Genomic DNA, 12,689 nt, shown 5'->3' with positions numbered 1-12,689 from the left:
GGCGAGCTGCGATTTTGCGGCCTGCCGCCTGCAATTCGAAATTCATAGGGCATCTGTACCCGTCATTTTGGATATCTATAATTGAGCATGAGCATGTCGATGACAAAAAAACTCCATATTAAAACCTGGGGCTGTCAGATGAACGAATACGATTCATCAAAGATGGCCGATCTGCTGGATGCCACGCACGGGTATCAGCTCACTGAAATCGCGGAAGAAGCGGATGTACTGCTGCTCAATACCTGCTCAATCCGTGAGAAGGCCCAGGAAAAAGTCTTCCACCAGCTGGGCCGCTGGAAATTACTGAAAGAAAAAAATCCCAACCTGATTATCGGAGTCGGCGGCTGCGTCGCCTCGCAGGAAGGCAAGCTCATCCGTCAGCGCGCCCACTATGTCGACATTATTTTTGGCCCGCAGACGCTCCATCGCCTGCCGGAAATGATTAACTCGGTGCGCGGCAACCGCCGCCCGGTGGTCGACGTAAGCTTCCCGGAAATCGAAAAGTTCGACCGTCTGCCGGAACCTCGCGCCGACGGACCGACGGCGTTCGTCTCCATTATGGAAGGCTGCAACAAGTATTGTACCTACTGCGTGGTGCCCTATACCCGCGGCGAAGAGGTCAGCCGTCCTTCTGACGATATCCTGTTCGAGATTGCCCAACTGGCGGCTCAGGGCGTCCGCGAGGTCAACCTGCTCGGACAGAACGTTAACGCCTGGCGCGGTGAAAACTACGACGGCACCACCGGCAGCTTTGCCGATCTGCTGCGTCTGGTCGCGGCGATCGACGGGATCGATCGCATTCGCTTCACCACCAGCCACCCGATTGAATTTACCGATGACATTATCGACGTCTATCGCGACACCCCGGAGCTGGTAAGCTTCCTGCATCTGCCGGTTCAGAGCGGCTCTGACCGCGTGCTGAACCTGATGGGGCGCACCCACACGGCGCTGGAATATAAAGGCATCGTTCGCAAGCTGTACGAGGCGCGGCCGAATATCCAGATCAGCTCCGACTTTATCGTCGGCTTCCCTGGCGAAACCAACGACGATTTCGAAAAGACCATGAAGCTGATTGCCGATGTTAATCTCGACGTCAGCTACAGCTTTGTCTTCTCCGCGCGGCCGGGGACGCCGGCGGCGGATATGGTCGACGACGTTCCGGAAAAAGATAAGAAACAGCGCCTGTATATTCTGCAGGAGCGCATCAACCAGCAGGCGATGGCCTGGAGCCGCAGGATGCTCGGCACCACCCAGCGTATTCTGGTCGAAGGGACCTCCCGCAAGAGCATTATGGAGCTCACCGGGCGCACCGAAAATAACCGGGTCGTCAACTTCGAAGGGACGCCGGATATGATCGGCAAGTTTGTCGATGTCGAGATCGTCGACGTCTACACCAACTCGCTGCGCGGAAAAATCGTGCGTACCGAAGAGGAAATGGGGCTGCGCATTGTGGAATCACCGCAATCCGTCATCGCGCGGACCCGTAAAGAAAACGATTCGGGCGTCACGCTTTATCAGCCTTAATCCGTTCAGGCCTGCCGGCTCCGGCAGGCCTTGTATTTCCTCTCCCGGACCCAATATTCATAGCAATGCTTGCGCCATATTCCCGTGACGTGAATAATTTCCTTACCCGCCGGGGTAACGCCTGCATGAAGGCGGGTATACCTTTTTACCGCCCGGCAAAACGCAGATAAGAGGAACAGCTTGAACACAGAAACCCGTGAAATCACCCTGGAGCCAGCGGACAACGCGCGCCTGCTTGGACTGTGCGGCCCGTTTGACGACAACATCAAACAGCTTGAGCGCCGGTTGGGCATCGAAATCAGCCGCCGTGACAATCACTTTAAGCTGACCGGACGCCCAATATGCGTGAACGCGGCTGCGGATATTCTGCGCAGCCTGTACGTCGATACCGCCCCAATGCGCGGGCAGATTAACGATATCGAGCCGGAACAGATTCACCTTGCCATCAAAGAGGCCCGCGTGCTGGAGCAGAGCGCCGAGAGCGTCCCTGAGTACGGCAAGGCCATTAATATCAAGACCAAGCGTGGCGTTATCAAGCCCCGTACGCCAAACCAGGCGCAGTACGTCGCTAATATTCTCGACCACGATATCACCTTCGGCGTCGGCCCTGCCGGTACCGGGAAAACCTATCTGGCGGTTGCCGCCGCGGTCGATGCTCTTGAACGTCAGGACGTGCGTCGTATTCTGCTGACCCGCCCCGCCGTTGAGGCCGGTGAGAAGCTGGGCTTCCTGCCGGGGGATCTGAGCCAGAAGGTCGACCCCTATTTGCGCCCGCTGTACGATGCGCTGTTCGAAATGATGGGCTTTGAGAAAGTTGAGAAACTGATCGAGCGCAACGTGATTGAAGTCGCGCCGCTGGCCTACATGCGCGGCCGTACGCTGAACGACGCCTTTATCATTCTCGATGAAAGCCAGAACACCACCATCGAACAGATGAAGATGTTCCTGACCCGTATCGGCTTTAATTCTAAAGCGGTGATCACCGGCGACGTCACCCAGATTGACCTGCCGCGCAGCACCAAATCCGGCCTCCGCCACGCCATCGAAGTTCTGGCGGAAGTCGATGAAATCAGCTTCAACTTCTTCAATAGCGAAGACGTGGTGCGCCACCCGGTGGTTGCCCGTATCGTCAATGCCTATGAAGCGTGGGAAGAAGCGGATCAAAAACGTAAAGCAGAACTGGCCGCCGAGCGCAAACGCGAAGCCCAGGAACAGGAGCAGAAATGAGTCAGGTCATTCTCGATTTACAGCTGGCTTGCGAAGAGAACGGCGGGCTGCCGGATGAAGCGCAGTTTCAGCGCTGGCTGGATGCCGTGATCCCGCAGTTCCAGGAAGAGTCGGAAGTTACCGTTCGCCTGGTAGACGAAGCCGAGAGCCACGAGCTAAATCTGACCTATCGCGGCAAGGATAAGCCGACCAACGTCCTGTCATTCCCCTTCGAAGCGCCGCCGGGTATCGAGCTGCCGCTGCTCGGCGATTTGATCATCTGCCGCCAGGTGGTTGAGCAGGAAGCGAAAGAGCAGGAAAAACCGCTGGAAGCGCACTGGGCGCATATGGTTATTCATGGCAGCCTGCACCTGCTGGGCTATGACCATATCGTTGATGAAGAAGCGGAAGAGATGGAAAGCCTCGAAACAGAGATAATGCTTGCTCTGGGCTATGAGGATCCGTACATTGCCGAGAAGGAATAACCTGCCGCCGGCTTTGCCGGCGACTGGCCGCTATGCCGGGCGCTGAGTATACGCGCGACGTGCGACGATTTAACTAACATGAGAACCCACACGACGCCATGAGCGACGACAACTCACACAGTAGTGACACAGTAAACAGCAAAAAGGGATTCTTCTCCCTGTTACTCAGCCAGCTCTTTCACGGAGAACCCAAAAACCGTGATGAACTGCTGGCGCTGATCCGTGATTCCGGGCAGAACGATCTTATCGACGAAGATACGCGCGATATGCTCGAAGGGGTAATGGACATCGCCGACCAGCGCGTCCGCGATATTATGATCCCCCGCTCGCAGATGATTACCCTGAAACGCAACCAGACCCTGGACGAGTGCCTCGATGTCATCATCGAATCCGCCCACTCGCGTTTCCCGGTGATCAGCGAAGACAAAGATCACATCGAAGGGATTCTGATGGCCAAAGATCTGCTGCCGTTTATGCGCAGCGACTCCGAAGCCTTCAGCATGGAAAAAGTGTTACGCCCGGCGGTTGTCGTGCCTGAAAGCAAGCGGGTCGACCGAATGCTGAAAGAGTTCCGCTCCCAGCGTTATCATATGGCTATCGTTATCGATGAGTTTGGCGGCGTCTCCGGTCTGGTGACCATTGAAGACATCCTTGAACTTATCGTCGGTGAGATCGAAGACGAATACGATGAAGAAGAAGATATCGATTTTCGTCAGCTGAGCCGCCACACCTGGACGGTCCGCGCGCTGGCCTCCATTGAAGACTTCAACGAAGCCTACGGCACCCACTTCAGCGATGAAGAAGTTGATACCATTGGCGGACTGGTGATGCAGGCCTTTGGCCATCTGCCGGCTCGCGGCGAGTCTATCGACATTGATGGTTACCAATTCAAGGTCGCAATGGCCGATAGCCGACGTATTATCCAGGTACATGTCAAACTTCCTGACGACGCGCCGCAGCCGAAGCTGGAAGACTAATCACACGGGACGATTAACCTAAATGGTATTTGCCTCTCTTCTCGAACGCCAGCGCGTACGCCTGCTGCTGGCGCTACTATTCGGAGCCAGCGGAACGCTGGCTTTTTCTCCTTATGACATCTGGCCCGCGGCGATTATTTCGCTCATCGGCCTGCAGGGCTTAACCCTTAACCGTCGTCCTTTGCAGAGCACCTGGATTGGTTTCTTCTGGGGCATGGGGCTGTTCGGTTCGGGGATTAACTGGGTCTACGTCAGCATCGCGCAGTTTGGCGGCATGCCTGGCCCGGTCAACGTGTTCCTCGTGGTGCTGCTGGCGGCGTATATGTCGCTGTACACCGGGCTGTTCGCCGGCCTGCTCTCCCGCCTGTGGCCGAAAACCAGCTGGCTGCGCGTCGCCATCGCCGCGCCGGTAGTCTGGCAAATCACCGAGTTCCTGCGCGGCTGGGTGCTGACCGGCTTCCCGTGGCTGCAGTTTGGCTACAGCCAGATTGACGGCCCGCTGAAAGGCTTAGCCCCGATCGTGGGCGTCGAGGCGATTAACTTCCTGCTGATGGTGGTCAGCGGCCTGCTGGCGCTGGCCGTCGTCCGGCGCAGCTGGAAACCGCTGATCGTCGCCGCGGTGCTCTTCGCCCTGCCCTTCCCGCTGCGCTACATCCAGTGGTATCAGCTGCTGCCGGAGCGCGCGACCGAAGTGTCGCTGGTGCAAGGCGATATTCCTCAGGCCCTGAAGTGGGATGAAAAACAGCTGTTCAACACGCTGAAGACCTATCTGGATCTGACCCAGCCGCATATGGGCTCATCCCAGCTGATTATCTGGCCCGAATCCGCCATTCCGGATCTGGAGATCAATCAGCAGAATTTCCTCACCATGATGGATGACCTGCTGCGGTCGAAAAACAGTTCGCTGGTGACCGGCATCGTCGATGCCCGGCTGAACAAGCAGAATCGATACGATACCTACAACACCATCATTACGCTGGGCAAGGATAACCCTTACAGCTACGGCTCCACCGATCGCTACAACAAGAACCATCTGGTTCCGTTTGGCGAGTTTGTACCGCTGGAATCGATTCTGCGTCCGCTGGCGCCGTTCTTCGATCTGCCGATGTCCTCCTTCAGCCGCGGCCCGTACGTTCAGCCGCAGCTGGTGGCGCACAACCTGAAGCTGACGGCCGCCATCTGCTACGAGATCATTCTCGGCGAGCAGGTGCGCGATAATTTCCGCCCGGATACCGACTTCCTGCTGACCATCTCCAACGACGCCTGGTTTGGCAAGTCGATAGGCCCCTGGCAGCACTTCCAGATGGCGCGCATGCGGGCGCTGGAGCTGGCGCGCCCGCTGCTGCGCAGCACCAATAACGGCATTACCGCCGTCATTGGTCCTCGGGGGGAAATTCAGGACATGATCCCGCAGTTCACCCGCGCCGTGTTAACCACGAAGGTGACGCCGACGACGGGCCTGACCCCATACGCCCGTACCGGCAACTGGCCGCTGTGGTCGCTGACCGCGCTGTTTGGTTTCGGCGCGCTGCTGATGAGCCTGCGTCAACGCCGCCGCTAAGCCCTTCTCCGCCCCGCCCCGGTGAGACGCATCGCCGGGGATTTTTCTCTTCCCGCCTAATCTGGCACGCCCATTGCTTAATATACTTACATCGCGCCGCTATGGCTGCTGGTACAACCGGGTTGCACCACAGGTAAACCTGCTGCGCGCTATTTTGGTGCAATGAACGATTTTTGCCTTTAAATGGTGCGGACCACTTCGCAAAAATAAACAATATAACAGCAAAATCTTTACATTAAGCCAAACTAAATGCTAACAAACACATACAAACGCTGCACTTAAAGGCAGCAGCGATAATAAAACACAGACACACTCACAATGGGCATCAATGGCGTCCCTGGCGCTGCGGATAAGGAGTTGGATATGCAATTACGTAAACTGGCCACAGCTATGCTGGTCATGGGTATGACCGCCGGCCTGGCGCACGCGGAAGATGCCGCACCGGCTACAGGCCAGAGCACTCTGGATAAAATTGCCAAAAACGGCGTGATCGTCGTTGGCCATCGCGAATCATCCGTACCGTTCTCCTACTACGATAACCAGCAGCAGGTCGTCGGCTACTCGCAGGATTACTCCAACGCCATTGTCGATGCTATCAAGAAGAAGCTGAACAAACCTGACCTGCAGGTAAAACTGATTCCGGTCACCTCGCAGAACCGTATTCCGCTGCTGCAAAACGGGACCTACGATTTCGAATGTGGCTCCACGACCAACAACCTGGAGCGGCAGAAACAGGCTGCTTTCTCTGACACCATTTTTGTCGTCGGCACCCGCCTGCTGGCGAAAAAAGGTGGCGCGATCAAAGACTTTGCTGACCTGAAAGATAAAGCCGTCGTGGTCACTTCCGGGACAACCTCAGAAATTCTGCTGCATAAGCTGAACGATGAGAAAAAAATGAATATGCGCATCATCAGCGCCAAGGATCACGGCGACTCCTTCCGTACTCTGGAAAGCGGCCGCGCGGTGGCCTTTATGATGGATGACGCGCTGCTGGCCGGCGAACGCGCTAAGGCCAAGAAACCGGACAACTGGGAAATCATCGGCACGCCGCAGTCCCAGGAAGCCTACGGCTGTATGCTGCGTAAAGACGATCCGCAGTTCAAAACTCTGGTAGACGACACCGTCGCCAAGGCGCAGACCTCTGGCGAAGCGGCAAAATGGTTCGACAAGTGGTTCAAAAACCCAATCCCGCCGAAGAACCTGAATATGAACTTCGAACTCTCTGAAGATATGAAGGCGCTGTTCAAATCACCTAATGACAAGGCTCTTAACTAATTAAAAAAACAAGGGGCAGGACATCCTGCCCTCCCGATTGTTGTCACAGCACGGACAGACTATACGGTGGCTGGTCGTTCCCCAGCCGCCGCGAATACCGAAGTACGCTGGACAAGGATCTTCGAGGGTAGCGCTGCTACCCTTTTTTTTCCAGGAGTCATTTATGTCAATAGACTGGAACTGGGGGATATTCCTGCAACAGGCCCCGTTCGGCAACACCACCTATCTGGGCTGGCTATGGAGCGGCTTTCAGGTCACCGTCGCCCTGTCGGTTACCGCCTGGGTTATCGCTTTTCTCGTCGGCTCGCTCTTCGGTATTTTACGTACCGCGCCTAATCGACTGTTATCCAGCATCGGCACCTGCTACGTCGAACTGTTCCGTAACGTTCCGCTGATCGTGCAGTTCTTTACCTGGTACCTGGTCGTGCCGGAACTGCTGCCGGAAAATATCGGCATGTGGTTCAAGTCCGAGCTGGACCCAAATATTCAGTTCTTTATCTCCTCCATGCTCTGCCTCGGGCTGTTTACCGCCGCCCGCGTGTGTGAGCAGGTGCGGGCGGCGATCCAGTCGCTGCCGCGCGGGCAGAAAAACGCCGGGCTGGCAATGGGCCTCACCCTGCCGCAGACCTATCGCTACGTGCTGCTGCCCAACGCCTATCGGGTTATCGTCCCGCCGATGACGTCGGAAATGATGAACCTGGTAAAAAACTCGGCTATCGCCTCCACCATCGGGCTGGCGGATATGGCGGCGCAGGCGGGCAAGCTGCTGGATTACTCCGCCCACGCCTGGGAGTCGTTTACCGCAATTACCCTCGCCTATGTGTTCATTAACGCGGTGATTATGCTGATTATGTATGTGGTTGAGCGCAAAGTTCGCCTGCCGGGCAATTTGGGGGGCAAATAATAATGTACGATTTTGACTGGAGTTCCATCGTTCCATCCATGCCGTATCTGCTGGCAGGACTGGTCATCACCCTGAAAATTACCGTTATCGCCATCGTTATCGGTATTGTCTGGGGCACCCTTCTGGCGGTTATGCGTCTGTCGAGCTTTTTACCGCTGGCGTGGTTTGCCAAAACCTACGTCAACGTATTCCGCTCCATCCCGCTGGTGATGGTGCTGCTGTGGTTTTATCTGATTGTTCCCGGCTTTTTACAGAACGTGCTTGGCCTGTCGCCGAAGACCGATATCCGGCTCATTTCGGCCATGATTGCGTTCTCCATGTTTGAAGCGGCGTACTATTCGGAAATTATCCGCGCGGGAATCCAGAGCATCTCCCGCGGGCAGTCCAGCGCCGCGCTGGCGCTGGGGATGACCCACTGGCAGTCGATGAAGCTGATTATCCTGCCGCAGGCCTTTCGCGCGATGGTGCCGCTGCTGTTAACCCAGGGGATCGTCCTGTTCCAGGATACCTCGCTGGTCTATGTTCTGAGCCTGGCAGATTTCTTCCGCACCGCGTCCACTATCGGCGAGCGTGACGGAACCCAGGTCGAAATGATCCTGTTCGCAGGTGCCGTTTATTTTGCAATTAGTCTCAGCGCATCGCTGTTGGTCAGTTGGTTGAAGAAAAGGACTGTGTAATGATTACCCTGAAAAACGTTTCAAAATGGTATGGTCACTTTCAGGTGCTGACCGATTGCTCCACGGAAGTGAAAAAAGGTGAAGTGGTAGTGGTTTGCGGGCCGTCCGGCTCGGGAAAATCAACGCTGATTAAAACCGTTAACGGCCTGGAGCCGATTCAACAGGGCGAGATAACCGTTGACGGCACCAGGGTGAACGATAAAAAAACCAACCTCGCCAAACTGCGCTCCCGCGTCGGGATGGTATTCCAGCACTTCGAACTGTTTCCGCATCTGTCGATTATCGACAACCTGACGCTGGCGCAGGTAAAAGTGCTCAACCGCGATAAGGCCGCTTCCCGCGCCAAAGGGCTGAAGCTGCTGGAGCGCGTGGGGCTTTCCGCCCACGCGGAAAAATATCCGGCGCAGCTTTCAGGCGGCCAGCAGCAGCGCGTGGCTATCGCCCGCGCGCTGTGCATGGATCCGATTGCCATGCTGTTTGACGAACCGACCTCGGCGCTGGATCCGGAGATGATCAACGAAGTGCTGGACGTCATGGTCGAACTGGCAAACGAAGGGATGACCATGATGGTGGTGACCCACGAAATGGGCTTCGCGCGCAAGGTCGCCAACCGGGTGATCTTTATGGATGAAGGGAAGATCGTCGAAGATGCCGATAAAGAAGCATTTTTCGCCAACCCGCAGTCCGAACGCGCAAAAGACTTCCTCGCCAAAATCCTCCACTAACGGTCAGGCGCGCACGGGTCCGTGCGCGCTGTTCACGGCAATTCTCAACGCAATATTAAGGTTCGAACGGCCGGCGCTGGAACTGATCGTGGCCGCACTTCGGGCAGCGCGGCAGCACGTCCGGGGTGTAAACCGCCAGATGGTAGTGGCACTTCTCGCACACCAGATTACCCAGCCCGACCACCTCGCCGCTATGGTACACGCCGTGGTGGTTCAGGTCCTGAAACACCTCGCGCCACTCCAGCTGAGTTTTATCCGTAATATCGGCCAGCTCCTGCCACAGGCTCTCCTTTATGACCCGCATAAATACGCTGTCCGTCAGCTCATCCTGGCTCTCTTCATAGCTGCGGGCAAACTCTTCCAGATCGCGCCTTACCGCCTTAGTCAGCGTCTCAACTTCGCGATGCGTTAACTCACCAGACTGGCTGATTTTCACCCGCGCCTGCTCCACCAGCGCGTCTATATCACGCTCTCCACTGCGTAACCGTTCGCTGAGCGTTGACACCAGCTCGCGGTAGAATTGAGCAACCTTGTTCATCATTTCGCCTCCAGTGTGGTTAACTTATTCTAATAATAGACGTTATCTGCCGGCTGCTTTGCCATCCAGGCCACAGAGTCGCTAAATATTCTCCGCCGCTTTTGCCGATGTTAATGTGCGAAAGGCTGTTTTGACGTGGGCGTTTGGGCTATGCTATGCCGATCTGAGATAACACATCCATTGGCTACATATGTAGCTGTATTGAAAACAGGACCACTGGCTGCCATGCAAGAGCAATACCGCCCGGAAGAGATAGAATCGAAAGTCCAGCTTCACTGGGACGATAATCGTACATTTGAAGTCACTGAAGACGAGAGCAAAGAGAAGTACTACTGCCTGTCGATGCTACCTTATCCTTCTGGCCGACTACACATGGGCCACGTGCGTAACTACACCATCGGCGATGTGATTGCCCGCTACCAACGTATGCTCGGCAAAAACGTCCTGCAGCCAATCGGCTGGGATGCCTTCGGCCTGCCTGCAGAAGGCGCGGCGGTGAAAAACAATACGTCGCCGGCGCCGTGGACCTATGACAACATCGCCTACATGAAAAACCAGCTGAAAAAGCTGGGCTTCGGCTACGACTGGAGCCGTGAAGTGGCGACCTGCACCCCGGAATACTACCGCTGGGAGCAGAAGTTCTTCACCGAACTGTATAAAAAAGGCCTGGTGTACAAAAAAACCTCCGCGGTGAACTGGTGCCCTAACGACCAGACCGTTCTCGCCAACGAACAGGTTATCGACGGCTGCTGCTGGCGCTGCGATACCAAGGTTGAGCGTAAAGAGATCCCGCAGTGGTTTATCAAAATTACCGCCTACGCCGACGAACTGCTGAGAGATCTGGATAATCTGGATCACTGGCCGGATACCGTCAAGACCATGCAGCGCAACTGGATCGGCCGTTCTGAAGGGGTAGAAATCTCCTTCAACGTCAACGACTACGCCGACAAGCTGACCGTCTACACGACTCGTCCTGATACCTTTATGGGCTGCTCCTACCTGGCCGTAGCCGCGGGCCACCCGCTGGCACAGCAGGCGGCGGCCAATAACCCGGCGCTGGCTGCATTTATCGACGAATGCCGCAATACCAAAGTCGCAGAAGCTGAAATGGCGACGATGGAGAAAAAAGGCGTCGACACCGGCTTTAAAGCGATTCACCCGCTGACCGGCGAAGCTATTCCGGTATGGGCGGCCAACTTCGTGCTGATGGAGTACGGTACCGGCGCGGTGATGGCGGTTCCAGGCCACGACCAGCGCGACTATGAGTTTGCCAGCAAATATGGCCTCAACATCAAACCGGTTATCCTCGCGGCAGACGGCTCTGAACCTGACCTCTCCGGGCAGGCGATGACGGAAAAAGGCGTGCTGTTCAATTCCGGCGAATTCAGCGGGCTAAGCTTTGAAGCGGGCTTCAACGCCATCGCCGACAAGCTGGCGGCGATGGGCGTTGGCGAGCGTAAAGTGAACTACCGTCTGCGCGACTGGGGCGTTTCCCGTCAGCGCTACTGGGGCGCGCCGATCCCGATGGTTACCCTGGAAGACGGCACCGTAATGCCGACCCCGGAAGATCAGCTGCCGGTTATTCTGCCGGAAGACGTGGTCATGGATGGCATCACCAGCCCGATTAAGGCCGACCCTGAGTGGGCTAAAACCACCGTCAACGGCCAGCCTGCGCTGCGTGAAACCGACACCTTTGATACCTTTATGGAATCCTCCTGGTACTACGCGCGCTATACCTGCCCGCAGTACGACCAGGGCATGCTGGACCCGGAAGCGGCGAACTACTGGCTGCCGGTTGATATTTATATCGGCGGTATTGAACATGCGATCATGCACCTGCTGTACTTCCGCTTCTTCCACAAGCTGATGCGCGACGCGGGCATGGTTAACTCTGACGAGCCGGCTAAGCAGCTGCTGTGTCAGGGGATGGTTCTGGCGGACGCGTTCTACTACGTCGGCGAAAACGGCGAGCGTAACTGGGTCTCCCCGGTTGATGCCACCGTCGAGCGCGACGAGAAAGGCCGTATCGTTAAAGCCTTCGATCCGCAGGGCCGCGAGCTGGTGTATACCGGCATGAGCAAAATGTCCAAGTCGAAGAACAACGGCATCGACCCGCAGGTGATGGTTGAACGCTACGGCGCGGATACCGTGCGTCTGTTCATGATGTTCGCCTCTCCGGCTGATATGACCCTCGAATGGCAGGAGTCCGGCGTTGAAGGGGCAAACCGCTTCCTGAAGCGCGTCTGGAAACTGGTTTACGAGCACACCACTCAGGGTCCGGCCATCGCCCTCGACGCTGCCAGCCTGAGCGAAGATCAGCAGGCGCTGCGTCGCGATGTGCACAAAACGATTGCTAAAGTCACCGATGATATCGGCCGTCGTCAGACCTTCAACACCGCGATCGCGGCGATCATGGAGCTGATGAACAAGCTGGCGAAAGCGCCGCAGGAAGGCGAGCAGGATCGCGCGCTGATGCGTGAAGCGCTGCTGGCGGTAGTGCGTATGCTCAACCCGTTCACCCCGCACGCTTGCTTCACCTTATGGCGAGAGCTGGGCGGCGAAGGCGATATCGACAGCGCGCCGTGGCCGGTCGCCGACGACAGCGCCATGGTGGAAAATACCACTCTGGTCGTCGTCCAGGTTAATGGTAAGGTTCGTGGTAAAATTACCGTACCGGTCGATGCCACCGAAGATCAGGTCCGCGCCCGCGCGGGTCAGGAACATCTGGTCGCGAAGTATCTCGACGGCGTCACCGTACGTAAAGTGATCTACGTTCCGGGCAAACTGCTCAATCTGGTCGTTGGCTAAGCGCAGGAG

The 12,689-nt window shown here is 56.5% G+C and carries 11 protein-coding genes; 10 read left to right on the top strand and 1 reads right to left on the bottom strand.

Annotated elements, in window-relative coordinates; genetic code table 11:
• Window positions 1-99 precede the first annotated feature (99 nt).
• From miaB to GO007_RS02320, 9 genes are all read left to right on the top strand, one after another.
• Window positions 100-1,524, top strand: coding sequence for a tRNA (N6-isopentenyl adenosine(37)-C2)-methylthiotransferase MiaB (gene miaB / locus GO007_RS02360; protein ID WP_095095054.1), 1,425 nt, complete (start codon window positions 100-102; stop codon window positions 1,522-1,524).
• 180 nt (window positions 1,525-1,704) lie between these two features.
• Entirely contained in the window at window positions 1,705-2,751 is a 1,047-nt protein-coding gene (locus GO007_RS02355) for a PhoH family protein (RefSeq protein ID WP_095095051.1), read from the top strand.
• Complete coding sequence (ybeY, locus tag GO007_RS02350; protein WP_041144593.1) at window positions 2,748-3,215, top strand: rRNA maturation RNase YbeY; 468 nt, start codon at window positions 2,748-2,750, stop codon at window positions 3,213-3,215. Before GO007_RS02355 ends, ybeY begins: the two co-directional genes overlap by 4 nt.
• A gap of 98 nt (window positions 3,216-3,313) precedes the next feature.
• Window positions 3,314-4,192 (top strand): CNNM family magnesium/cobalt transport protein CorC, encoded by an 879-nt coding sequence (corC, locus tag GO007_RS02345; protein WP_095095048.1) that lies wholly within the window; start codon window positions 3,314-3,316, stop codon window positions 4,190-4,192.
• A gap of 22 nt (window positions 4,193-4,214) precedes the next feature.
• Window positions 4,215-5,753: an apolipoprotein N-acyltransferase gene (gene lnt / locus GO007_RS02340; protein WP_095095044.1), complete on the top strand. Its 1,539-nt coding sequence runs from the start codon at window positions 4,215-4,217 to the stop codon at window positions 5,751-5,753.
• A gap of 363 nt (window positions 5,754-6,116) precedes the next feature.
• Window positions 6,117-7,028, top strand: a complete 912-nt coding sequence (locus GO007_RS02335) for an amino acid ABC transporter substrate-binding protein (RefSeq protein ID WP_095095041.1) — start codon at window positions 6,117-6,119, stop codon at window positions 7,026-7,028.
• A gap of 163 nt (window positions 7,029-7,191) precedes the next feature.
• Complete coding sequence (locus tag GO007_RS02330) at window positions 7,192-7,932, top strand: amino acid ABC transporter permease (RefSeq protein ID WP_095095039.1); 741 nt, start codon at window positions 7,192-7,194, stop codon at window positions 7,930-7,932.
• A gap of 2 nt (window positions 7,933-7,934) precedes the next feature.
• Window positions 7,935-8,609, top strand: coding sequence for a glutamate/aspartate ABC transporter permease GltK (gltK, locus tag GO007_RS02325; RefSeq protein WP_041144588.1), 675 nt, complete (start codon window positions 7,935-7,937; stop codon window positions 8,607-8,609).
• Window positions 8,609-9,334, top strand: coding sequence for an amino acid ABC transporter ATP-binding protein (locus GO007_RS02320; RefSeq protein ID WP_041144587.1), 726 nt, complete (start codon window positions 8,609-8,611; stop codon window positions 9,332-9,334). Before gltK ends, GO007_RS02320 begins: the two co-directional genes overlap by 1 nt.
• A 55-nt stretch (window positions 9,335-9,389) precedes the next feature.
• Here GO007_RS02320 and GO007_RS02315 read toward each other — a convergent pair whose 3' ends face one another.
• Window positions 9,390-9,872 carry a zinc ribbon-containing protein gene (locus GO007_RS02315; protein ID WP_095097976.1) on the bottom strand — a complete coding sequence of 161 codons (483 nt, stop codon included), beginning with the start codon at window positions 9,870-9,872 and terminating at the stop codon, window positions 9,390-9,392.
• A 225-nt stretch (window positions 9,873-10,097) separates the two neighbouring features.
• Between GO007_RS02315 and leuS the strand changes: the two genes are divergently transcribed.
• A complete protein-coding gene (gene leuS / locus GO007_RS02310; protein WP_095095036.1) occupies window positions 10,098-12,680 on the top strand; it encodes a leucine--tRNA ligase in 2,583 nt (860 codons plus the stop codon).
• Window positions 12,681-12,689: the final 9 nt, after the last annotated feature.

It is taken from the genome of Klebsiella sp. 10-1 (genome assembly GCF_009758445.1).
Classification (GTDB): domain Bacteria; phylum Pseudomonadota; class Gammaproteobacteria; order Enterobacterales; family Enterobacteriaceae; genus Klebsiella; species Klebsiella scottii.
Note: the sequence above shows the minus strand (reverse complement) of the source record. Positions and strands in the feature narration are given on the sequence as shown.

Bases quoted from the DNA above. Each gene is read 5' to 3' on its own strand.
- GO007_RS02330 (WP_095095039.1), top strand. From the start codon at position 7,192: ATGTCAATAGACTGGAACTGGGGGATATTCCTGCAACAGGCCCCGTTC.
- GO007_RS02315 (WP_095097976.1), bottom strand. From the start codon at position 9,872: ATGAACAAGGTTGCTCAATTCTACCGCGAGCTGGTGTCAACGCTCAGC.
- GO007_RS02320 (WP_041144587.1), top strand. From the start codon at position 8,609: ATGATTACCCTGAAAAACGTTTCAAAATGGTATGGTCACTTTCAGGTG.
- corC (WP_095095048.1), top strand. From the start codon at position 3,314: ATGAGCGACGACAACTCACACAGTAGTGACACAGTAAACAGCAAAAAG.
- miaB (WP_095095054.1), top strand. From the start codon at position 100: ATGACAAAAAAACTCCATATTAAAACCTGGGGCTGTCAGATGAACGAA.
- gltK (WP_041144588.1), top strand. From the start codon at position 7,935: ATGTACGATTTTGACTGGAGTTCCATCGTTCCATCCATGCCGTATCTG.
- lnt (WP_095095044.1), top strand. From the start codon at position 4,215: ATGGTATTTGCCTCTCTTCTCGAACGCCAGCGCGTACGCCTGCTGCTG.
- leuS (WP_095095036.1), top strand. From the start codon at position 10,098: ATGCAAGAGCAATACCGCCCGGAAGAGATAGAATCGAAAGTCCAGCTT.
- ybeY (WP_041144593.1), top strand. From the start codon at position 2,748: ATGAGTCAGGTCATTCTCGATTTACAGCTGGCTTGCGAAGAGAACGGC.
- GO007_RS02335 (WP_095095041.1), top strand. From the start codon at position 6,117: ATGCAATTACGTAAACTGGCCACAGCTATGCTGGTCATGGGTATGACC.